Source organism: Schaalia sp. Marseille-Q2122 (assembly GCF_903645355.1).
GTDB lineage: Bacteria > Actinomycetota > Actinomycetes > Actinomycetales > Actinomycetaceae > Pauljensenia.
Genome location: NZ_CAHJXR010000003.1, coordinates 415,108 through 437,308, shown reverse-complemented (window position 1 = coordinate 437,308; position 22,201 = coordinate 415,108). Strand labels below are relative to the sequence as shown.

18 protein-coding genes are annotated in these 22,201 nt (G+C 60.8%); 7 read left to right on the top strand and 11 right to left on the bottom strand.

Features of this window, described 5'->3' with window-relative positions:
- Positions 1-11: 11 nt before the first annotated feature.
- The 4 genes from HWX48_RS04320 (at position 12) to HWX48_RS04305 (ending at position 4,237) form a co-directional block, all read left to right on the top strand.
- On the top strand, positions 12-686 hold the full coding sequence (locus HWX48_RS04320) for a glycosyltransferase family 2 protein (RefSeq protein WP_175954957.1): 675 nt from the start codon (positions 12-14) through the stop codon (positions 684-686).
- Between the two features lie 5 nt (positions 687-691).
- Positions 692-1,087, top strand: coding sequence for a DUF2304 domain-containing protein (locus HWX48_RS04315; RefSeq protein WP_175954955.1), 396 nt, complete (start codon positions 692-694; stop codon positions 1,085-1,087).
- A 258-nt stretch (positions 1,088-1,345) separates the two neighbouring features.
- On the top strand, positions 1,346-2,575 hold the full coding sequence (locus tag HWX48_RS04310) for an LCP family protein (protein WP_175954953.1): 1,230 nt from the start codon (positions 1,346-1,348) through the stop codon (positions 2,573-2,575).
- Positions 2,576-3,217: 642 nt separating this feature from the next.
- A complete protein-coding gene (locus tag HWX48_RS04305) occupies positions 3,218-4,237 on the top strand; it encodes an LCP family protein (protein WP_175954951.1) in 1,020 nt (339 codons plus the stop codon).
- Positions 4,238-4,370: 133 nt separating this feature from the next.
- Here HWX48_RS04305 and galE read toward each other — a convergent pair whose 3' ends face one another.
- The 6 genes from galE to HWX48_RS04275 all read right to left on the bottom strand — a co-directional run bounded on the left by galE (position 4,371) and on the right by HWX48_RS04275 (position 11,327).
- On the bottom strand, positions 4,371-5,357 hold the full coding sequence (gene galE, locus HWX48_RS04300) for a UDP-glucose 4-epimerase GalE (protein ID WP_175954949.1): 987 nt from the start codon (positions 5,355-5,357) through the stop codon (positions 4,371-4,373).
- A gap of 198 nt (positions 5,358-5,555) precedes the next feature.
- Complete coding sequence (gene purE / locus HWX48_RS04295; RefSeq protein ID WP_175954947.1) at positions 5,556-6,113, bottom strand: 5-(carboxyamino)imidazole ribonucleotide mutase; 558 nt, start codon at positions 6,111-6,113, stop codon at positions 5,556-5,558.
- A gap of 146 nt (positions 6,114-6,259) precedes the next feature.
- Entirely contained in the window at positions 6,260-7,426 is a 1,167-nt protein-coding gene (locus HWX48_RS04290; protein WP_175954945.1) for a 5-(carboxyamino)imidazole ribonucleotide synthase, read from the bottom strand.
- Positions 7,427-7,823: 397 nt separating this feature from the next.
- The gene (locus HWX48_RS04285) at positions 7,824-9,149 is read right to left on the bottom strand and encodes an ATP-binding protein (protein ID WP_175954943.1); all 1,326 of its coding nucleotides are present in this window, start codon (positions 9,147-9,149) and stop codon (positions 7,824-7,826) included.
- Between the two features lie 163 nt (positions 9,150-9,312).
- Positions 9,313-9,993, bottom strand: a complete 681-nt coding sequence (locus HWX48_RS04280; protein ID WP_175954941.1) for a response regulator transcription factor — start codon at positions 9,991-9,993, stop codon at positions 9,313-9,315.
- Positions 9,994-10,280: 287 nt separating this feature from the next.
- Positions 10,281-11,327, bottom strand: a complete 1,047-nt coding sequence (locus HWX48_RS04275; protein WP_175954939.1) for an adenylate/guanylate cyclase domain-containing protein — start codon at positions 11,325-11,327, stop codon at positions 10,281-10,283.
- A gap of 130 nt (positions 11,328-11,457) precedes the next feature.
- Between HWX48_RS04275 and HWX48_RS04270 the strand changes: the two genes are divergently transcribed.
- On the top strand, positions 11,458-12,168 hold the full coding sequence (locus HWX48_RS04270; RefSeq protein WP_175954937.1) for a nucleoside triphosphate pyrophosphatase: 711 nt from the start codon (positions 11,458-11,460) through the stop codon (positions 12,166-12,168).
- A gap of 259 nt (positions 12,169-12,427) precedes the next feature.
- A complete protein-coding gene (dapD, locus tag HWX48_RS04265; protein ID WP_175954935.1) occupies positions 12,428-13,411 on the top strand; it encodes a 2,3,4,5-tetrahydropyridine-2,6-dicarboxylate N-succinyltransferase in 984 nt (327 codons plus the stop codon).
- A gap of 406 nt (positions 13,412-13,817) precedes the next feature.
- Here dapD and HWX48_RS04260 read toward each other — a convergent pair whose 3' ends face one another.
- The 5 genes from HWX48_RS04260 to HWX48_RS04240 all read right to left on the bottom strand — a co-directional run bounded on the left by HWX48_RS04260 (position 13,818) and on the right by HWX48_RS04240 (position 21,051).
- Positions 13,818-15,140 carry a citrate synthase gene (locus HWX48_RS04260; protein ID WP_175955050.1) on the bottom strand — a complete coding sequence of 441 codons (1,323 nt, stop codon included), beginning with the start codon at positions 15,138-15,140 and terminating at the stop codon, positions 13,818-13,820.
- Between the two features lie 163 nt (positions 15,141-15,303).
- Positions 15,304-16,527, bottom strand: a complete 1,224-nt coding sequence (gene dapC / locus HWX48_RS04255) for a succinyldiaminopimelate transaminase (protein WP_175954933.1) — start codon at positions 16,525-16,527, stop codon at positions 15,304-15,306.
- A gap of 284 nt (positions 16,528-16,811) precedes the next feature.
- A complete protein-coding gene (gene fdxA, locus HWX48_RS04250) occupies positions 16,812-17,135 on the bottom strand; it encodes a ferredoxin (protein WP_175954931.1) in 324 nt (107 codons plus the stop codon).
- Between the two features lie 454 nt (positions 17,136-17,589).
- Positions 17,590-19,509: a translational GTPase TypA gene (typA, locus tag HWX48_RS04245; RefSeq protein ID WP_175954929.1), complete on the bottom strand. Its 1,920-nt coding sequence runs from the start codon at positions 19,507-19,509 to the stop codon at positions 17,590-17,592.
- Between the two features lie 288 nt (positions 19,510-19,797).
- Complete coding sequence (locus HWX48_RS04240) at positions 19,798-21,051, bottom strand: hypothetical protein (RefSeq protein ID WP_175954927.1); 1,254 nt, start codon at positions 21,049-21,051, stop codon at positions 19,798-19,800.
- Between the two features lie 249 nt (positions 21,052-21,300).
- On the opposite strand from HWX48_RS04240, the gene HWX48_RS04235 reads away from it, so the two are divergent.
- The gene (locus tag HWX48_RS04235) at positions 21,301-22,197 is read left to right on the top strand and encodes a D-hexose-6-phosphate mutarotase (RefSeq protein WP_175954926.1); all 897 of its coding nucleotides are present in this window, start codon (positions 21,301-21,303) and stop codon (positions 22,195-22,197) included.
- The last annotated feature ends 4 nt before the right edge of the window (positions 22,198-22,201 follow it).

Sequence of the window (22,201 nt, the reverse complement as noted above, 5' to 3'; positions counted from 1 at the left end):
ATACTTAGAGCATGTCCACCATTACTGACACCTGCCTCGTTGTCCCCATGTACAACGAGGCGCGCGTCGTAGGCGAGGTAGTGTCTGACCTGCGCACAGTCTTTCCCAACGTCGTGTGCGTCGATGATGCTTCCGAAGACGGCTCAGTAACCCAAGCCCTCAAAGCTGGGGCAGTCGTTCTGCCTCACCCCGTCAATCTCGGGCAAGGCGCGGCCCTGCAGACGGGCTTCGAATGGGTCCTGCGACAACCCGAGTATCGCTACGTCATTACCTTTGATGCCGACGGGCAACACTGCCTTAATGACGCCGTTGCGATGCGTGAAAGAGCAGAGGCGCACGACCTCGCTTTCATTTTTGGCTCTCGCTTTCTGCACCACCCCGCCAACACCGGCATCGTCAAGCAGTGGATGCTGAAAACTGCGGCGCAGGTGACTCGCTGGAGAACCGGGCTGGACGTCACAGATGCGCATAACGGATTACGCCTCATACGACGCGATGCCCTCGCGGCAATCCGACTCACCCAAGCACGAATGGCACATGCCTCCGAGATCGTTGAACAGCTTGCAGCCACCGCGCTCCCTTGGGAAGAGCATTCTGTGACTATTCGCTACACCGATTACTCACGCGCGAAGGGACAACCTCTTCTCAACTCGGTGAACATTCTTGTCGATCTAGCGATGAGGTGACGTGCATGACCCCCTACTGGCTGATCAAGTTACTGCTGATTGGAAGCTTCCTTCTTGTCACTGTGGCCCTCATGCGCCCGATTCGTTCGTCGCGTGGACTCGCTCTGAGACGTCTCGGTGTACTCGCCATGCTGATGGCGTCGGTATATGTCGTGGCTGTTCCCAGCACGCTCACCAAGCTCGCGCAGCTTCTCGGGGTGGAAAAAGGCATTAATCTCCTGGTCTACGCGCTGGTAGTTGGTTTCTTCTCCCTCATCGCTTCGTCCTACCGGCGAGAGGTTGCCCAACAACGACGCATTGAGGAACTCGGACGCGCATTTGCCCTGCACTTCCCTCTATTCCCTTCCGAAGAAGACCCTCGGTCTCGAAAGAATCCTTCGACGCCGGACCTCAGCTCCTGAGATTCCTCGCTCGTGAGGACACTCTCCCTCCGCGGCCCTTTACTGCGCGCCTTCTCGCTCTTCAGGCAGCGTCGGTAGCGTGGCATTATTCCTGCTCGTCCTGAGCCCGAGATTGAGATTCCTCTCTCCACCCATCGTCACCGATTTGTTACACTGCCACTGATGAACACTCACAAGGCATCCCGCCATCTTCCTATCACGCACGCGGCCACTCCCTATGGTCGCTTTGGCGCGCTACGCTCGGTCACCGCTTTTTTTATGGCAGCCGGACTGTTCATCTCCTCAACGACTGGCTTCATCTATCGCGACCTCGTTCACCAGGTCGCCGACAACTCCATTGACGCCTCAGCCTTCCTCAAAGATTCATTGGATGCTCCCCCATCCCCTCAGCTACCATCCGATGCTTTTGAAGGGCGCGCACTCAACATTCTCATCGCGAATATTGATTCCCGCTACGACCAGGGCACGGATGAATATGGGGATGTCGAAGAAATCGACACCATCCATTCTGACGCGACCATGGTCGCCCATATCTCCGCAGATCGCACCCGCATCCAATTTGTCTCGATCCCGCGCGACCTCGTCACCGACATCCCCTCGTGCATCAACGCCAATAATGTCGAGACCTCTCCCTACACGGGAATGTTCAACTCCTCATTCTCCACCGGTGCTGTCACCGACAACACCGCCGCAGGAATCGCATGCACACAGCGCGCGACCGAGTACCTCACCGGTTTGAGTATCGACGCATTCGTCCTCACCGATTTCCGGGGGTTCACCGGCATGGTGAATGCTCTGGGGGGAATCTGGTACTACTTTGATGAGCCGGTCAACGACGACACCCTCGAGCTCTATATCCCCGAAGGCTGCATGAAACTTGATGGTTCAACAGCCCTGGCTTTCTCTCGCGCACGCTACGGCGTTGGCGACGGTTCAGACCTAAGCCGCATCGGCCGACAGCAAAAACTCGTTGCTGCGATGCTCCGAGAACTCTTCTCTAAGAACTTCGTCACGGAGTTCCCCTCCGTCCTCGCCTTCGTCAAATCCTCTCTCCAAGCGGTGAACACCTCACCGAACCTCTCGGATTTCAACGCCGACATGGGCCTCTTGTTATCGCTCTCAGGGATAGAGCGAGCCAATATCCAGCTCATGACGATGCCAACATACCCCAACCCTGACGATCACAACCGCGTTCTCGCCTCCGAGTACGAAGCTGAAGATATCTGGCGTGCCCTCCGTAACGACGAGCCTTTCCCAGCAGGATCAACGTACACTGACGGCAACGGCATGGAAGTCACAGTTCCTGAGATCCTCAACACTCCGGCAAATCCCGACGCCGCAGCCGACGGACAAGCCGACACCACAGCTGGCGCAGCCGACGCCGCCCCTGCTGACGACGCGACTGCTTCTCCCCAAACACAGGACCAGCAATCCCCTGCTAGCGAGGCTGAGACCCCCTCAATCCCTCAATGCCCGCCAAAATCCTGAGTGACAAATATGATGGCGCCTCTTGACCCCCCGCCCTCTTTCCCTCCACGTGAAAGAGAAAACCCCGTGGAGCGTCCATCGCGTCGAGCCGAAGATGCAGCCGTTTCTTCATCGCACTCGCCAGAACCGAATCCTATCCGCCCTTCACGCCCCGTATCCCAAGAAGGTCATGGGCCGCGCCGACTCTCCCAGAGAGGAGTCGCTCCCCTATCTCCCGCACGGCAAGACGGCACGCCCTCGGGTCATCTCCCGTCATCGGGCAATCCTCCTCCTCCCACCAAGGCAGTGGCTCCAGCCATGAGCGTCCTTCCCCCGCCACTCAGCCCTCCCCTACCTCCCGCCGTCAAGCGAACTGAACGCACCCATGCAGATACGCGGCGTTCAGAAGAACCACGCGGCGTTCCTCATCGCGCCCCCGCCTACCCGCCGCGTGTGCCTCGTCGCCGATCTGTTGTACCGCCCTCAAGGACACGCGAGGCTACCCCCACTGATGCCAACAGCCCAGAGACAACGCACACCCCGTCTCCTGTTTTCCGCCAACCTCCATCTTTTCTCCCTCAGCGGCAGTTTCACACCCTCCGCTCCTCCGATACCGACACCCCATATGGCACTCCCCCCATCACCCAACGGCCTGCGACCGCAATGAGAACCCAGACTCAACACCAGCGGACACATGCCACCCACCCGCATGCGTCAGCCGCTTCTGCGCCTCCTCGCCAAGCGCCACGGCCTCGTTCCCGAAAGCGTCGCCTTCTCCCCCTCCTTGTCCTTACCGCCTTGCTGATAGCATGGCCGCTTTTCCTCGTCACGGACGCTAACGCCCACCTTGGCCGCACCGACGGCCTCAGTGGAGCGCCGGACACTCCCGGCACCACATTCCTCCTCGCAGGGTCAGATTCCCGCGAAGATGGTGCTGTCAACGACGGCACCGAGGGACAGCGGGCAGACTCCATCATGCTCGTACACCTCGCCCCCAATGGCCAGGCCAGCACCGTTTCCCTCCCGCGTGACACATGGGTAGAACTCCCAACAGGAGACTGGGATAAGCTCAATGCGTCCTACGCCTACGGCGGAGCCCCTGAGCTTGTCTCCACCGTCGAAACCCTCAGCGGACTCACTATCGATCACTACGTCGAAATCGGCATGGGAGGGGTTGGACGTATCGTTGATGCCGTTGGAGGCGTGGAGCTTTGCTACGACGCCGACGTCAACGATGAATTCTCTGGACTCCACTGGCAGGCGGGATGCCACCTCTCCGACGGGACCACTGCCCTTGCCTTCTCTCGTATGCGCTATTCAGATCCCTTGGGTGATATTGGCCGTGCGCAGCGCCAACGACAGGTCGTGTCCCAGACCATCAAGACTGCTTTGTCTCCCTCAACGCTTCTCAATCCTGTCTCCGCCTGGCGGCTCGGAAGAGCTGGAAGTAGCGCTCTCACCGTCGACCAAGACACCTCAGTCCTTGACATTGGCAGGCTTGTTTTAGCCATCCGTCAGGCAAATAACGAGGGACTCACAGGCACGCCCCCGCTAGACAGCCTTGCCTACGAAACACCATCGGGCTCAGCGGTCCGCCTCGTTGACGACACTGCACCAGACTTTTTCACCGCCCTGCGTGAGGGCACCCTCACTCCGGAGGCCTTCACACAAGAGCTACTCTAGGCTGTTTCGGGCCTCACCACGGTGCTTCACTGCGGGAGCTATCGGCATCACACACTGTGGGTCAATGTCAGTGACATTGACCCACAGTTGTACTTCCGGCAATGAGGCTGAACGCCCTCGCAGAGCGCGCAATCTAGGGCACATCAATCCTTCGCGGCCCCTGCTGCCACCCCTCCCACGCGGACTCAAGGATCTCCTCCACGCCCAAGTTCGCCTTCCAGCCCAGGTCAACAGTGATATTCGTAGTATCGCCAATCAGCTGAGGCGGGTCGCCGGCCCTGCGTTCGAGTTCTTCAACGGGGAAGTCCCAACCAGAAACACGGCGCAGACCGTCAATAATTTCACGCACAGAGGTACCCACGCCCGTACCCACATTGAAGGAACGGTGTTCGGGCTTTCCCTTATCGAGGGCGTCCATGGCGAAGATGTGAGCCTCAGCCAAATCCATCACATGAATGTAATCGCGGATGCAGGTGCCATCAGGGGTGTCGTAGTCAGCGCCGAAGATCTTTGGCGAGTCACCGCGGGCAAGGCGATCAAGCACCATGGGAACGAGGTTGAGCACAGCGGGGTCAGCAAGGTCTGGCCAACCTGCGCCAGCGACATTGAAGTAGCGCAGACCAATCCAGTTCAGGCCCCATGCGCGCTCACAGTCGGCCATCATCCACTCCCCAATGAGTTTGGTTTCACCGTAGGGATTGATGGGGCGCTTCTCAATATCCTCAGAGACAACCTCAACCGGAGGCATGCCGTAGACGGCCGCTGAGGAGGAGAAGATCATCTTATCGACGCCGGTTTCTCCCATGGCCATGAGAATATTGGCCAGGCCGCCAACGTTTTGCTGGTAGTACCAGGCGGGGCGCTCGACGGATTCACCCACCTGCTTTCGCGCGGCGAAGTGGATGACGGCCTCAACGTCCTCGTCAACCATGACGTTGGCCAGGAGGGTGCGGGCTTTGTCGGAGGCGACGTCGACATTGACGAGGACGGCGTCCCCAATGCGGTCGGCGCGTCCGGTGGAGAGGTTGTCGGCGACGATCACCTTGTCGCCGCGCTGCTGAAGGAGTCGGACTACGTGTGCGCCGATGTAGCCGGCGCCGCCTGTGACAAGAATGCTCATGTCGATAATTTTACGCTGTTTTGTTGTCCAAGGTCACATCCCATCCCCCAACCCCTGTTGTATTTCCGCGAGTGGTCACATCGAACTGACCACTCGCGGAAAAACTCAGGGAGCACGCGGGAAACGTTCAGTTTTCTGGGGCGCTCACAGAAACCGCGCCCCTCCACATTCGCAAGGGCGCGACCGCGACAAGAGCAATCAGGCAGACACGCGGGCAGCCAGCGCAGCCCCCTTATCCATCGCCACCTGACGAAGCTCACTTTGGAATGACCGCATTTTCTCGCGCAACTTCTCGGCGGCCTCACCCTCGCCAGCGGCAAGAATACGAGCAGCCAACAGGCCCGCATTACGCGCACCCCCCACCGACACCGTCGCCACCGGCACGCCAGCGGGCATCTGCACGATCGACAACAGCGAATCCATACCATCCAAATACTTCAACGGCACAGGTACGCCAATCACCGGCAATTCCGTCAAGGAAGCGAGCATGCCCGGCAAGTGGGCGGCGCCCCCAGCCCCAGCGATAATGACGCGCAGCCCACGAGCGGCGGCCTCGCGGCCATAGGTGACCATGTCCTCAGGCATGCGGTGAGCAGAGACAACACCGACCTCGGCATCAATACCGAATTCCGCGAGGGCATCGGCGGCGGCCTTCATCGTCGGCCAGTCAGAGTCAGAGCCCATAACAATGCCAACCACGGGATGAGGGCCGGTGGCAGTGAGTTCAGGTTCCACAAAACGAGGATCGGTGGTCATTGTTTCTCCTGGTAGGACGGCTAGCGCGGCGACTAGCGGGGCTGACGAGCGGGTAATTGAAAGGGGCTGAGAGGCGAAAGGGCTGAGCGGGGCACTAGCGCAGGGGAGGGCATCCGGATCCGGCAAGGGGAGCGCGGGGACGCCTCCTAGCCTTCCAGCGTCGGCCCCGACAACGCCGCAATCGCCGAGTGGGCGGTTATACGCGACCACTCGCGAGAATCAGAACAGACAGTCACATGGCCGAGCTTACGACCAGGACGAACTTCCTTGCCATACAAGTGAATCTTCGCTGCGGGAGCTACGCTCATAGCTTCGGTGAGTCCCTGCGACGGATCCTCATAGGCGCTACCCAAGAGATTGACCATGACGGCAGCTTCCGCCCGCATCGAAGTATCCCCCAGAGGCAGATCCAACACCGCGCGCAGGTGCTGCTCGAATTGGCTGGTCACAGCGCCTTCAATCGTCCAGTGGCCCGAATTGTGCGGGCGCATGGCCAACTCGTTGACAAGCAATCGCAACTGCCCATCCTCACCCGGAGCGAGGAACATTTCCACAGCGAGCACTCCCGTGACATCAAGTTCGCGGGCAATGGTCGCGGCAATCTCCTGAGCCTGCTCGCCCAACTCCTCACTGAGATTCGGGGCAGGAGCCGTGACCACGGCGCACACACCGTCCCTCTGTTCAGTCTGCGCGACGGGCCATGCGCGAACCTCGCCGGAGGGGCGGCGGGCCAGGAGGGCGGCGACCTCGCCGATGAAAGGAACGCACGCCTCAGCCAAGAGGGGGCCACCAGCGGCCAGCCAGTCGTCGACGCCATTGGCGTCATTGACGAGGCGCACGCCGCGACCGTCATAGCCACCACGCGGAGTTTTCACGACTACGGGCCACCCCTGAGCATCCCCGAAAGCCTGCAGGTCGCCGGGAGTTTCGATGCGCTCCCACGCGGGGCATGGCAGACCAAGTTCAGTCAGGCGCGCGCGCATGGCGAGCTTGTCTTGGGCGTAGAGGAGTGCCCCCTGGCTGGGGTGGATTGGCAGGTGCGCAGCGAAGGCTTCGAAAGTGGCGGCAGGAATATGCTCATGCTCGAAGGTGAGAACATCAGCACCTGCTGCGATGCGTCCGACGGCTTCGATGTCTGCTGGGGCGCCTGCGGGGGCGGCGACGATGGATTGTCCGGCGGAGCCGTTGGTGGCTTCGACGAGGGCGCGCAATTCAATGCCGAGGGCGATCGCGCTTTCTTGCATCATGCGGGCGAGCTGGCCGCCTCCGATGACGGCAACAACAGGGCGGGGGCTGGTTTTTGCGACATGCACCCTTTCAACTTAGCGTCAGCACAGCGTTTTTCGCAGGTATGTTCACCGACTGGGCGAAGGCAGAGGAGGATGCTGGCGATAAGAGCACGGCAGCCCAGGCAGCCCAAGACAGAGGGAAGCGATGCGGGAACAACTCGCGACTCGACAAAGAAGCTGCCCTGAAAAGGCACCATCTGGTGAAGGTGCCATCTGGCGAAGTCGCCAACCCGACAAAGGCGCCAACCCAACCCCGGCGAGGGCGCCAACCCAACCCCGGCAAGGACGCCAACCCAACCCCGGCAAGGACGCTCACTCAGGCTACATGCTGCGGTCAATTCCCCTCCCCCACATTTGTCTGACACGCGAGTGGTCGGTTAGAAGCGACCACTCGCGAAAAATGTGGAAGGCGCGAGGAGAACTAGAAGCGGCGGCTGCGACGTCCCGTCGACACCAACGGCCCCTCAGGCATCACCCGATCGGGACGCAAAGAGGCCGGAATTGCCGCCAAAGAAATAGTGAACACAGGCGGCGAATTCTGCGCCAACTCAAGGCGCCCGCCCATACCAGCAGCTAAATCCCGCGCCAAAGCCAAACCAATACCGCTCGAGCCATGACCCGACACCCCATACTCAAACAGCTCCGAAACGAGATCTTCGGCCACCCCCTCGCCCTCGTCAGACACGTCAATCATCACGCCGCGCTTATTCGCACTACGGCGGGCCACCACACGCGTCACCCCCGCCCCGTAACGCAAGGAATTTTCGATGAGGGTGGCGAGCACCTGCCCAAGTTTTGGAGCGTCAGCCAGGACAGGAAGGTCGGCCTCGTCAGTAAAGATCAGCTCACGCCCGGCGCGCTCAAAAGCATCCTCCCACTCCTCACGCTGAGCGTTGAGAATCTCAATGATGTGAATGGCCTCCGTATTGCCGCCGGTGCGCGCCGAAGCATCCAACAACTCACTCACCACGGTGGTAAGGCGCTCCACCTGTTCCAGGCAACTAGCAGCCTCCTCGCGCACTTCCTCTTCCGTGCTGATCATTTCGATCTCTTCCAAACGCATGGATAGCGCGGTCAGGGGCGTGCGCAGCTGATGAGAGGCGTCCGCCGCGAACTGGCGCTCAGCCGCCAGGCGCCCAGCCATACGCTCCGCCGTGCGAGCAAGTTCTTCCTGCACAAGGTCAATTTCCTCAATGCCGCAAGGCTTCACGCGGGCTCGCACCTGGCCAGAACCGATCTGCTCGGCCTGAGCAGCCAGGTAAATAAGAGGCGCCGACAGGCGGCGGGCCAGACGCGAAGCCATCAACCACCCAACACCCAAGGATGTCGCCATCCCAGCAAGAAAGAGACCAAAGACCATCAGCACCTTACTGATCGACTTCTGGGCGGAAACCTCCATGTGAACGGCCGTTCCACTCGCGGAGGAGGTGAAAGCAACGAGTTTGCGGCCCGTGACCTCTCCACCCACCGCGTAGACGCGCCCACCGGGGATGGACACGCGGGCGTGAGCCTCGGCCTGATTTTTAGAAAAGGGCGTGGCCCACGCGTCAATGAGACTAATGGGCACGTCAGAGGAGTTTTGAAGGCGGCGATCAACGGCCCGCAGCAGGGACTCAGCGCGAGTTTCGAGGGCGGCCTGATCGTGGTGCCACACCACGATCGAAGCAGCGATCGCGCCCGGGACCCCCAGGAGGAGAGCGACAACAGTCACGGTCGTCAAAATCATGTGAACAGCGCGTTTACGCACGATTATCACCTCCGATAGTGTGGCACGGCCTCGCGGACCCCGCTGCTTCCACGAGTGTACGTCCCGCTGACGTCAGAGCCAGGTGGGCGAGCGGGGCACGTGTGAAAGCTGGTGACGTTAATCCCCCGGTCAGAACCGGGGGATTAACGCTTTGTGGCTTTGCTCAGGAGTTCGCGTTTTCGAAGCGGAAACCCATGCCGCGTACGGTGGTGATGTACCGCGGATCAGCAGCGTCATCACCGAGCTTGCGGCGCAGCCACGATACGTGCATGTCAAGGGTCTTGGTCGAGCCGGTCGGATCCGACCCCCAGACCTCACGCATGAGGGCGTCGCGTTCGACAACGGACCCGGCCTCGCGCACAAGGACGCGCAGGAGGTCGAATTCCTTAGCGGTCAGCTGAAGCTCGCGTTCTTTGACGAAGGCGCGGTGGGCAGCGACCTCGACGCGCACGTCCTGGGCGATGAGGTCGCCGTCGGAGTGGTCGGAGCCGGTGCGACGCAGAAGGGCGCGAACGCGGGCGAGGAGTTCAGCCAGGCGGAAGGGTTTGGTGACGTAGTCGTCGGCACCAGCATCAAGGCCGACTACCATGTCGACCTCGTCGGTGCGGGCGGTGAGGATGAGGATCGGGACGCTACGTCCGGATGCGCGGATTTCCCTGGCGACGTCGAGGCCGTCAATGTCAGGAAGGCCAAGGTCGAGAACGACGAGGTCGCAGCCGTCAACTTCGGCTAGCGCGCCGCGTCCGGTTCCATGGGCGCGCACTTCATAGCCTTCTCGGCCCAGCGCGCGGGCAAGGGGTTCAGAGATTGCGGGGTCATCTTCGACGAGGAGAACTGTAGTCACGCCATGATCATACCCTAATGAGATGTTTTCTTGCACAGTTGTTGACCAAGTAAAGCCTATTTCAAATCTCACATTACTTTCGACTCGGGGGGATACCCCCACCCCCAAACACCCCCTCTTTTTCGCGAGTGGTCGCATAGAACTGACCACTCGCGAAAAAATGCAGGATTCGCCCAGGAAACATAAAGAAAAGCCCGCCAGCAACGGCGAGCTCCACAGACTCCACAAACGCTCCAACACCCCCACGGGAAGACACCCCACACAACGCCCCACCCGCGACGCCCTCGTCAATCAAAACGACGCGACACCAAATACGGCAACACCGTCCCCACACCCCGCAACTCCGCCGGCGGGAACTCATCCACCATATAGCCAGCGCCCCCCTTACCAGCACCAATCGCCGCCGCAGTCGACGCATCCGTCAAAATCTTGCCCTCAGGCGCAATCCCCACCAAACGAGCCGCAAGATTCACCGTCGGACCAAACACGTCACCCGAACGCGAAAACACATCGCCACGCACAAAAGAAGCCCGCACAGGCAAAATCTCATCATCAGCCTGCAAACGGTCAATCAAAGACGTCACAACCTCCAGGCCCGTCTCCAGATCATCGGCGATAAACAACACCGCATCGCCAATCATCTTCACCACGCGCCCGCCCGCCTCAGTCACAGCAAAACGACACGCATCCTCGAAACGACCAATCAGATCCGGCAGACGCCCACCCAAAATCGTTGACGTCGACGTGTAGGACACCATGTCAACAAAACCCAACGAACGCGTCAGCGGGAAACGCTTCTTCGCATCCACGTGCCCACGGCGAGACACCTCATTAAACGTACGAGTCAGAAGCGCTTCAAGCTGGCGCTGCCAAGCGTGAGTGAAGGCCTCCTGGAGGATCTCAACACGCTCACGCATATGATCCAGAACGTAGATACGCGCCGTCGTGTCATCCAAGCCATGGCGACGCATCGCATCTTCCACCAAGGCCTCAACCTGCCACAACCCCAGACGGTCAGCGAGATGAGAATGGGCGCGAAGGAGAGAGCGCGAGGTAGCCTCGTCGATGTCGCCTGAAGCGACAAGGGCACTCCAGCGCTCGTAGGCCTCCAAGTCACGGAGGGTGAAAGCAAGCTCGTCAGCGGTGACCGTGCGAAAACCCATGGCGGACCAGAAGTCGTTGACCATCTCGACAGTGGTGGAGGTACACTCAGCAAGGTCCTGCGCACTTAAAGTCACAGGGCCGCCAAGCAAACATTCCTCGTAGTTGCTAATCGTATTGGGCACCTGGGGATGCTCATTCGAGGAAACCAAAGTCAGATGTGTGTCCGTCATCACCATCAGAGTGTAGTCATGGGCGCAAGAAAATGCGATCCCACCCCACCTCACCCCCTTTTTTTCGCGAGTGGTCGGTTAGATGCGACCACTCGCGTTCAACGCGCGGTGAATCAGCGACAATAGAACCATGCGTTTACTCCTCGCCTCCAAATCACCCGCCCGCCGCCAAACCCTCATCAACGCCGGAATCACCCCCCTCATCGTCGTCTCCAAAGTCGACGAGGACGCCGTCCTCGCAAACCTTCCCGGCGGACGCGCCTTCTCCGGCGGCACCACCCCAGCTGACGAGGTCCTCGCCCTCGCAACAGCAAAATGTCGCGCAGTCGCCGAAGACCTCCTGACCACCGGCGGCGTCGACCAATCAACAGGCGATCCCCTTCCCGCCACTGAGGACCTCGTACTCATCGGCTGCGACTCAATGCTCGAACTCGACGGACGCATGCTCGGAAAGCCTCACACCCCCGAGGTCGCTGTCGAGCGCATTAAGGAAATGCGCGAACGCGACGCAGTGCTTTGGACCGGCCACTACGCCATGCGCCTGACCCCCACGCAAGGGCCGGAGGACGCTGTCCGAACCATTCAGGGAGAAGCTGGCGCCTCAGCCTCGACGCTCGTTCACTTTGGAACCATGAGCGACGAGGAAATCGACGCCTACGTTGCTTCGGGCGAACCCCTCAAGGTGGCAGGCTCCTTCACGATCGATTCTCTGGGCGGCCCCTTCATTAGTGGCGTAACAGGAGATCACCATTCGGTGGTCGGCATTTCCCTGCCGCTGACCCGCTCCTTGTTTGCTGAACTAGGTGTCTTCTGGCCCGACCTATGGGATCACAGGCGCTAACCCCCGCTGGCCTTCTTCTCTTCTGTGCTCATCTCACCTCCTCCCGATTTCCTTCACTCCCCCAACTTCTTTTCGCGAGTGGTCGCATCTAACCGACCACTCGCGAAATCACTTGCTTCACCAGGGAACGCCGAGGGTATCTTCACTCCAACCTCAATTCCCATGCCCTCCCTCGTTGCTCCCTCCGGCGTGAGCGCCTGAATCCTCACCAGATGGACTTCCCGCGCAAACCCCCAGACACCGCCATAGAGTAAAGAACATGGAAAATACGAAAGCATGGGGTATTGGCCTCGCCACTGTCACCACCAGCGGCCAAACCCTCGACGTGTGGTACCCCGAGCCGCACCTCGGCGAACGCGCCGACGGCGACGGCAACGAACTGCTTGACACCCTCACAGCCCTGCAAACCAGCGACGACGCACGAGGAGTGCGCACCACCGTCGTCACCTGCAGCGCCGACCTCGACGACCAGCCACAATCCACCGCAGACGCCTACCTGCGACTGCACCTGCTCTCCCACCGGCTCGTCACCCCCAACTCCATCAACCTTGACGGCATCTTCTCGCGCCTCCCCAACGTCGTGTGGACTAGCGTTGGCCCGTGCGCCGTCGAAGATTTCGAAACCACCCGCATGCGCCTACGCGCCAAATATGGTTTTGGCGTCACCGTCACTGGTGTCGACAAGTTCCCGCCCATGGTCAACTACGTCGTCCCCTCCGGCGTGCGCATCGCCGACGGAGCGAAGGTCCGCCTGGGCGCACACCTCGCCGAAGGCACCACCGTCATGCACGCCGCATTCGTCAACTTCAACGCCGGCACTCTTGGCCGCTCCATGGTCGAAGGCCGCATTTCGCAGGGCGTCGTCATTGACGATGGCTCCGATGTCGGCGGCGGCGCTTCCACGATGGGCACCCTGTCGGGAGGTGGCCGCGAGCGCGTGCGCCTAGGCAAACGCTGCCTGTTGGGCGCCAACTCCGGTTTGGGGATTCCCTTGGGTGATGACTGCGTGGTCGAGGCAGGCCTGTACCTGACGGCTGGCACGAAGGTGACGATCATGCCCTCGGGCGGTGTCATCCCCGGCCGTCACGGCCTCTTCGCGGAGCCTCGCACGGTTGCAGCTCGTGAGCTCGCCGGCGCTTCGAATGTGCTCTTCCGCCGTAACTCACTGTCGGGTCGCGTCGAGGCGCTCTCGCGCGGCGGGGCGGGCATTGAGCTCAATGACGCGCTGCACGCGACGAACTAAATTCTGATTGACGAGGGCGGCCGCTGGAGATCCTTCCGGCGGCCGCTTTTGTTGCGATCTGGTGGGGAGGAGAGAGAAGCAGCCCCTACAGCCCCTCGCCTTTTCCGCGAGTGGTCGCTTCTAACTGACCACTCGCGGAAATATCCAGGGAAGATCCAGCCTTTCCTCACCTGTCACGCTCACGTCAAACTCCTTCTTCCACACGTGCCCCCTCAGCAACACACACTCCTCGGCCAGACGGACAGCGCCCCTCCTTACCAAACACCGGCCCTCCGCCTGCCCCTCAACGCTGCCCTCTCCCCACACCCCACCGCCACTCCCCCACTCCACACACATAAAAACCCGCCCCGATGCACTCGGCACCGGGGCGGGTTCCCTCGTCAAACAATGACGCAATGACGGCGACTTACTTCTCCATCAAACGCGGGCCGCGCTGACGCAGCGGCACATAATCACGCTCAACCTCGCCGACGTACACCTGGCGCGGGCGGCCGATCTTCGTGGCCGGATCCTCGGTCATTTCCTTGTACTGGGCAATCCATCCCGGCAGGCGCCCCAGGGCAAATAGCGGGGTGAACATCTTCGTGGGGAAGCCCATGGCCGAGTAGATCAAGCCGGTGTAGAAGTCCACGTTCGGGTAGAGCTTACGGGCCTTGAAGTAGTCGTCCGAAAGGGCGATCTCCTCGAGCTCCATCGCGATATCGAGCAGCTCGTCGCGGCGACCCAGGCGTGAAAGCACGTCGTGGGCGGTGTCCTTGACGATGGCGGCGCGCGGGTCGTAGTTCTTGTAGACGCGGTGGCCAAAGCCCATCAGACGCACGCCATCTTCCTTGTTCTTCACCTTATCGACGAAGGTTTGCACGCTCATACCCTCGTCGCGGATCTGGTGGAGCATGCGCAAGACAGCCTCGTTCGCACCGCCGTGTAGAGGGCCGGCGAGGGCGCCCACGCCGGCAGCTACCGAGGCGTAGAGGTTCGCCTGGGAGGAGCCAACGAGGCGCACGGTGGAGGTTGAGCAGTTCTGCTCGTGGTCGGCGTGGAGGATGAGGAGCATGTCGAGGGCACGCACGAGGGCGGGGTCGATGTCGTACTCCTGGTAGGGCATGCCGAAAGTCAGGCGGATGAAGTCCTCGGTGTAGCCGCGCTGCGCGTCGGGGTAGAGCAACGGCAAGCCAGCGGCCCGCTTGGCGATGTAGCTGATCATGGTGGGGACCTTGGCGATCAGCAGGACGAGGGCGTCATTGAGCTGCTTCGGATCGCGCGGATCCAGGGTGTGCTCGTAGTAGGTGGCCAAGCCGGCAATGCCAGCCTGGAGGATGGACATGGGGTGACCCTTGTGGGGGAAGGCGGTGAAGAACGCCTTGAAGTCCTCGTGAAGGAGGCGATGCTTTTGGACGCGGCGGTTGAATGCCTCGAGGGGGGCGGCGTCTGGCAGTTCACCGTAGATGAGAAGGTAGGCAACCTCAAGGAAGGTGGAGTTTTTGGCGAGCTGCTCGATGGGGTAGCCGCGGTAGCGGAGAATACCCGCATCGCCGTCAATGTAGGTGATGGCGGATTCGCAGGAGGCGGTGTTAGTGAAACCGGTGTCGAGGGTGACGATGTCCGCCGAGCTCATGAGGGTGCCGATGCGGACGCCGTCGCAGCCGATGGCAGCTGGGACACGAGGCAGGTCGATGACGGTCTCCCCCACGGTGAGGGTTGCGGAGGCGGGCGTTTGCTTTTCTTCCATCGCCACTTCGGGTGCTGTGGTTTCGTCAGCGGCGTGGGGCGTTGCGTCAGCTTCGTTGCTGGCTGCGGGGGACGCCTTGGGGGTCATTCGTGCCTCCTTGGGCATGTAGGGTCTTCTCGACAATGAAATAGGACTCTCGTCCTAACTGTAATACGTCGCATAGTCAGGCGCGAAAAAACTCCGCGCCCAGTTCCATGATTCGGGCAGCAGCCGCGTCGATCCGCTCATCCGTGGCAGTCAGAGCAATCCGGACATGATCACGGGCGGCCTCGCCGTAAAACGCACCCGGCGCAACAAGGATGCCCGCCCGGGCAAACAGCTCCACCAAAGCCCAGGAATCCCCCTCACCCTCTCCCCCACTTCCGCGAGTGGTCGCATCTAACCGACCACTCGCGGAAAAAGCAGCAAGATCTGAAGGTTCCTCCACGCGAGGGCGGCTCACCCACAGATACAAACCCGCAGCGGAAGCCTCGTCAACCAGCAAACCCGCCGACACCACAGCCTCTTTGAGCACCTCACGACGACGCGCGTACAAACGATACTGCTCGGCCACATGAGCCTCGTCCCCCAAAGCCACAGTCAACGCACGCTGCACGGGCGCGGGCACCATCATCCCAGCATGCTTACGCACCTCAACAACAGCACCAATAAGCGCCGGATCACCATACATCAACGCCGCGCGATAACCCGCCAAATTAGACTGCTTAGACAACGAATACAAGACGATAATGCCGCTCGGATCCTCCCCACACACGCGCCGATCCAAAACAGAGGGCACACCCTCAGTTACATAAGGCTCCGCCCACGGCAACGCGGCATAGCACTCATCCGACACAATCACCGCGCCACGCGCCCTCGCCCAATCCACAGCGGCCCTGAGCTCCTCAATAGAAAGAACGTGCCCATCGGGATTACCCGGCGAATTGAGATACACGAGGGTGGCATCAGGCCACGTGTCGGGACGCGTGGGGTCAACGGGAACCGGGGTCGCTCCGGCGAGGCGCGCGCCAACGTCATACGTCGGATAAGCAACATGAGGGACGAGGACAGTCTGCCCTGGCCGAACTCCCAACAGAAGAGGGATCCAGGCGACGGCCTCCTTCGAGCCGATCGTCGGGACTACCCCCTTATCACCCACGTCAACCATATTGCGCCGTGAACCCCAGGCGCGGATAGCATCACGCACCTCCTGAGTGCCGATGACCGTCGGGTAGCCGGGAGCGTCAGACGCCTCCTTGAGCGCCTCTTGGATGAGACGTGGCGTCGGGTCAACAGGGGTGCCGACCGAAAGATCGCAGATGCCGCCAGGGTGCGCACTGGCCTGAGCTTTAGCAGGAGCGAGTTTGTCCCAAGGGAAATCAGGCAGACCAAGAGTATTGGGGAGCATCAGTGGATTCTCTTCCTATCGGGCGCCTCCCCATCTCGAGTCAGAAGCTCAGGAATGAGCTCCACTGAGGTCAGGGGCAATGATGCGGCGCGTGGGCGGACGGTATCGGGGCGGGGTCTTTGATTAGTACTCGACCTTAGCGTCAAGACGCCCTCGGCGATCCCCAATTTCATCGAGTGGTCGCTTCTAACCGACCACTCGCGGAAATAAGAGGCCACGCATAGGCCCGGCGAACACCAAAAACCCGGGCATCCGTGGAGCGCCCGGGTTTTCTCGCGTGAGATTCAGTCTTGGTTCTGCGGCGGCAATGCGGCAATCATCGGCGGGTCGAAATCCTGCACGCCCGCACGCTGCGCACCACCCGGAGAACCCAGATCGTTGAAGAAGTCCACATTCGCCTGGTAATAGTCAGCCCACTCATCTGGCAGGTCGTCCTCGTAGAAGATGGCCTCCGTGGGGCACACAGGCTCACACGCACCACAGTCCACGCACTCTTCAGGGTGAATGTACAGCGAGCGGGCGCCCTCGTAGATGCAGTCCACCGGGCATTCGTCAACGCACGCACGGTCCTTGACATCAACGCAAGGCTGCGCGATCACGTACGTCATTTCTTCTCCTTCACTTGAACTGCTGCAATGAAGACTACAGCTTTTCTTCGAGGCACTCTATTATCACTCAGGTGAGCGAACAAGTAGGTGTAGGCGAACCTCAGCCCGGCAATTCCCCGGCTTCTCCACGCCCTCCACGTCTGCCCTGGCTTGAGTGGAAACCCGGTGATCGCGTGGTATTGCGATACAGGCTCGAGGACGGTCTACACGACGCCCTCGGGGACGTGATTGAATCCGCAGTGGACCATGTCACGATCAATACGCGCCGCGGCCCTGTGCGAGTCGAGGCTCCCACGATGGTCACCGGCAAGCGGGTGCCTCCGCCGCCCTCATTCCCGCTGAGTTAGAAGCTTTTAGTCGGCTTCCCTTTCTCCTATTACCGCGAGTGGTCGGTTCTATGCGACCACTCGCGGCAAAAAGGAGCGCGAGAGGGGTGGACTCACCTCGAACACTCTCAACGGTTCGCGCGCCGCTCGCGGGCAGCGATCTTAAAGCGCTCCTGCGAATCGAGCACAACCTTACGCACGCGCACAGCCTCCGGGGTCACCTCAACGCACTCGTCATTCGAGGCAAACTCCAGCGACTCCTCCAAGGTCAGGCGACGCGAAGGCGTAAGCGACTCATACACGTCAGCGGTGGCCGAACGCGTGTTGGTCTGCTTCTTCTCGCGGGTGATGTTGACATCCATATCCTCACCACGCGAATTCTCGCCCACAACCTGGCCCTCGTACACTTCCGAGCCGGCCTCGACAATGAACGAGCCACGTTCTTGCAGGTTAATCATGGCGTAGGGGGTGGCCTGGCCCGCGCGGTCAGCCACGAGCGAGCCCGTCAGGCGCTGCTCGATCGCGCCCATCCACGGCGCGTAACCGTCCGAAATGGACGAGGCAATGCCGGTGCCTCGGGTTTCGGTAAGGAAACGCGTGCGGAAGCCAATCAGGCCGCGCGCCGGAACCACGAATTCCAGGCGGATCCAACCGCTTCCGTGGTTGGCCATGGTCTCCATACGCCCCTTGCGCTGGGCCATGAGCTGAGTGACGGCGCCGAGGTATTCCTCAGGAATGTCAATGGTCATGCGCTCCATCGGCTCGCAGGTCTTACCGTCGATTTCCTTGGTGACAACCTGAGGCTTGCCAACGGTAAGTTCGAAACCTTCGCGACGCATCTGCTCGACAAGGATCGCCAGGGCGAGTTCGCCTCGTCCTTGAACCTCCCACGCGTCGGGACGTTCGGTGGGCAGAACGCGCAGGGAAACGTTGCCGACTAGTTCCTTATCGAGGCGGTCCTTCACCTGGCGTGCGGTGACCTTCGCGCCCTTGACGCGCCCGGCCATGGGCGAGGTGTTGATGCCGATGGTCATGGAGATTGCTGGGTCGTCGACCTTGATTAGCGGCAGGGGGCGGGGATCTTCCAGGTCAACGAGGGATTCGCCGATGGTGATGTCTTCGATGCCGGCCACGGCCACGATGTCGCCGGGGTGGGCTTCTTCTGCGGGCACACGCTCGAGGCCTTCGGTGCGCAGCAGTTCGGTGATGCGCACCGACTTGGTGGTGCCGTCGTGGCGGGCCAGGCCAACGCTTTGCCCCTTGCGGAGGACGCCGTTGTGGATGCGCAGCAGAGCCAGTCGCCCCAGGAAGGGCGAGGCGTCCAGGTTGGTGACGTGCGCTTGAAGAGGCGCGGTTTCGTCGTAGGTGGGGCCGGGGATGCGCTTGAGGATGGTTTCGAAGAGGGGTTCGAGGTTCTCGGTGGGGAGCTGCCCGTCGCCGGGGTTAGTGAGGGAGGAGACGCCGGCCTTTGCGGAGGCGTAGATGACGGGGACGTCGAGAATGGCGTCCACGTCGGCGTCGACGCCCTCGTTCATCAGGTCTTCGGCGAGGGAAAGCAGCAGGTCAGTGGTTTCGGAAACGACCTCTTCGATGCGCGAGTCGGGGCGGTCGACCTTGTTGACGACGACAACTACAGGCAGGTGGGCTTGGAGGGCTTTACGCAGGACGAAGCGGGTTTGAGGCAGGGGTCCTTCGGAGGCGTCAACAAGGAGGACGACGCCGTCAACCATGGACAGGCCGCGTTCGACCTCGCCGCCGAAGTCGGCGTGGCCGGGGGTGTCGATGACGTTGATGGTTACGCCGTCTTCGAGGCCGAGGGCGGTGGCGGAGGGTCCGCGGTAGTGGACGGCGGTGTTCTTGGCGAGGATGGTGATGCCTTTTTCGCGCTCAAGGTCGCCTGAATCCATGACGCGTTCGCCGGTTTTTTCGACGGTGTCGCGTTCGGAGAATGCGCCAGACTGCCAGAGCATTGCGTCAACAAGCGTGGTCTTGCCGTGGTCAACGTGGGCGACGATTGCGACGTTACGCAGGTTGTGACGCAGCGACATGGTTCCTCCTCAGTGTTTCTCTTTTTCCGCGAGTGGTCAGTTCTACGCGACCACTCGCGGAGAAAAGGAAAGAAAAGCGCAGGGTGCTGGCAGATCTGCCGGTTTTTCTGCGCAATCCAGGGTATCGGTTTTTACCCTTTGTTGACATCCGCGGTTGTTGCGACATGCACCACGTCAACACATGTCGCATAACTCCAAGAAGCCCATAATGCCCCCGCAGCTCTCACCTCCACCTCACTCACCAACCACACTCCAATCTTTCTACTTCCTCTCATCGCACTCTTCCTCTCACGGCCGCTGACGATCACGCCCCTCACGCCTCCGCCCCTCCCAGAGTGTCCACCCCATCCCCACGTTGCGACTCCAGGCGTTGCGAACTCGGTTCGTCCTCGTCCGACGCCATTTTTCTCGTAAACCGACGCGGAAACGACGCCCCATCCGCGCGCGCAAAGCATCCGCTACCGCCCGCTCAAACACAGGTTCAATCCCCGCCATGTCCTCCGCTCGCACGACAATAGCGTCCCACCCGGCCTCAGCTAGTTCAGTCAGGCGCCGTTCATCAGCTTCGCCTCGCTCCCCGCCCTCAGGGTGGAAATCACGACCGTAATACTCCACAGCCACCCCGCCCTCACCACAACGCCAACCAAGATCCATGCGGTAGAGTCGACCGCACTTACGCTTCACCTCAATCTGTGTGCTCGGAGGAGGAAGCCCCGCTTCTTTCAGCCGTAGACGAACAGCGGTTTCCTGCGCCGATTCAGACTGCGGATCAGCCTCCCGCACAGCGCGACGTAAAGTTTTCACCCCGCGTCGCCCTCGTCGAACGCGAATCGCTTCCCACAACTCCTTGAAGGTGACAAGCTGAAGGCGAAGAAACTCCTCCACCACTGCTGTCGCCCGATCAATCCTTTCCGACATCGCGATGTCGCACAGCGTACGAACAGGTGAGGTAATACGAATCCCCTGACCAACGACAACAACATCTTCGTCCTCAAGCATCATGGAACGGCAGCGTTCACCCGGACGGCGCAAGGAACGCCGACCCCGAGGCCGAAGGATACACAAGCGAAACGGCTCATCAGGGCGATCCTGACCACGCGCGTCAACGCCATAGAAAAGCCCTGCCGTTTCAGCAGCGAACACAACGTCTGCTGGCAGAATCTTTTGCATCTCCCACAGTAATTCCATATCCGACATCGGCCGGTTCGCATACCAGCCCCTGGCGACCTGGATCAGCTCACCGGTGCGGACCTTCCGCCGGATAGTCCGCGGCGTTTCTCCGCGCGCATACAGGTCCGTGCGGAAGAGAATGCACGTCTCATCGGCGGCGACTGCAGTTTTCGGGATCTGCGGCGGCTTTTCTCGTTGTTCCCCTAACGAGGGCGAGGCCGTCAGTTCACTGGGAAGACTCACGTCCTTCTCGGCGGGCGAAGAGTGGAATTCATTGATGCTGCGCGATCGCAGGGTGAGCAGAGGGCTAGATGGCGCGCTTGCTCGAAGGTTGGCGGCGGAGGGGTAGATGAGGGTGCTTGTTTGTTCCATGAAGGCAGTGTGGCGCGGGGGTGCTCGTGGATGAAATGACTTTTTTCTACCTGTGGATACCCCGTCTGGAGGGTAGCAAGCTGTGGATAACGCTGTTTCCTTGCCATCGCTGTGTCCCCAATTCTGTGGATATCTCCGCGAGTGGTCAGTTCTACGCGACCACTCGCGCGAAAGTACAGCTAACCAACCATCTTTGAAACTCCCTATAAGTTCATACAGGTACGCTGGCGGGCGCACTATTCTCAAACCATGACTGCTTCCTCACTCCGAACCGCTCACGCTCCACAGGCATACCTCATTGCCCGCAATTTCGGGGCGCAAGTCCTCTCGTGGCGCCCACAAGATGCAGACGAGGTCCTCTGGGTCTCCCCGCTTGCCTCTCTTCACACCCCCTCTCCCATCCGAGGCGGCATCCCCATATGCCTTCCATGGTTCGGGCAGCCAGCCCGCTCTGCTGCCATTGATACACAGCAGGCACCTTCCCACGGTTTCGCACGAAACCTCGAGTGGGAAACGGTGCAAGGAACAGGCGAGGAGACACTTCGTTATCGCCTTACCCACACCCCTTCCGCGAGTGGTCAGTTAGAAGCGACCACTCGCGGAAAAACCTCGGCGGAGCACTGGGCTCTCTACCCACATTCTTTTGAGGCGGAGCTATCCCTCCGCGCCCAGCAGACACTTGAGCTGTCTTTGACGGTGACGAACACAGATGACCACTCGTTTGTGTTCGAGAACGCTTTCCACACCTACTTTCGGGTATCAGATGTTCGCAGTGTGCATCTGGAAGGCCTAGCGGGTGAGCCCTTCTTCGACGGGCTTGTGGGCTTCACTCCAGGCATATGCGAGCCTCGGATGATTTTCATAGGCCCCACCGACCGCGTTGTTACCTGCAACGCTCCGGTGACGCTCCATGACCCAGGTTTTTCCCGAACGATCCGGATCGAGACGCAGGGATTTGGGAGCCGCATTGTCTGGACACCCTGGGAAGAAGGCACCCGCAGTATGGCTGATATTCCAAACGAGGAGTGGACGAACTTCCTATGCGTGGAGGCGGGCAATGCTTTCGGTACCGAGCGGAGAATCGAAGCAGGACAAACCCTCGAAATGGTGATGAAAGTGAGCGTCGAGAGCTTCCCAGGCGCCTAGGTCT

Excerpts from the sequence above, each read along its gene's own strand:
- HWX48_RS04320 (WP_175954957.1), top strand. The coding sequence starts at position 12 with ATGTCCACCATTACTGACACCTGCCTCGTTGTCCCCATGTACAACGAG.
- HWX48_RS04315 (WP_175954955.1), top strand. The coding sequence starts at position 692 with ATGACCCCCTACTGGCTGATCAAGTTACTGCTGATTGGAAGCTTCCTT.
- HWX48_RS04310 (WP_175954953.1), top strand. The coding sequence starts at position 1,346 with ATGGCAGCCGGACTGTTCATCTCCTCAACGACTGGCTTCATCTATCGC.
- HWX48_RS04305 (WP_175954951.1), top strand. The coding sequence starts at position 3,218 with ATGAGAACCCAGACTCAACACCAGCGGACACATGCCACCCACCCGCAT.
- galE (WP_175954949.1), bottom strand. The coding sequence starts at position 5,357 with ATGAGCATTCTTGTCACAGGCGGCGCCGGCTACATCGGCGCACACGTA.
- purE (WP_175954947.1), bottom strand. The coding sequence starts at position 6,113 with ATGACCACCGATCCTCGTTTTGTGGAACCTGAACTCACTGCCACCGGC.
- HWX48_RS04275 (WP_175954939.1), bottom strand. The coding sequence starts at position 11,327 with ATGACGGACACACATCTGACTTTGGTTTCCTCGAATGAGCATCCCCAG.
- HWX48_RS04270 (WP_175954937.1), top strand. The coding sequence starts at position 11,458 with ATGCGTTTACTCCTCGCCTCCAAATCACCCGCCCGCCGCCAAACCCTC.
- dapD (WP_175954935.1), top strand. The coding sequence starts at position 12,428 with ATGGAAAATACGAAAGCATGGGGTATTGGCCTCGCCACTGTCACCACC.
- HWX48_RS04260 (WP_175955050.1), bottom strand. The coding sequence starts at position 15,140 with ATGGAAGAAAAGCAAACGCCCGCCTCCGCAACCCTCACCGTGGGGGAG.
- dapC (WP_175954933.1), bottom strand. The coding sequence starts at position 16,527 with ATGCTCCCCAATACTCTTGGTCTGCCTGATTTCCCTTGGGACAAACTC.
- fdxA (WP_175954931.1), bottom strand. The coding sequence starts at position 17,135 with ATGACGTACGTGATCGCGCAGCCTTGCGTTGATGTCAAGGACCGTGCG.
- typA (WP_175954929.1), bottom strand. The coding sequence starts at position 19,509 with ATGTCGCTGCGTCACAACCTGCGTAACGTCGCAATCGTCGCCCACGTT.
- HWX48_RS04240 (WP_175954927.1), bottom strand. The coding sequence starts at position 21,051 with ATGGAACAAACAAGCACCCTCATCTACCCCTCCGCCGCCAACCTTCGA.
- HWX48_RS04235 (WP_175954926.1), top strand. The coding sequence starts at position 21,301 with ATGACTGCTTCCTCACTCCGAACCGCTCACGCTCCACAGGCATACCTC.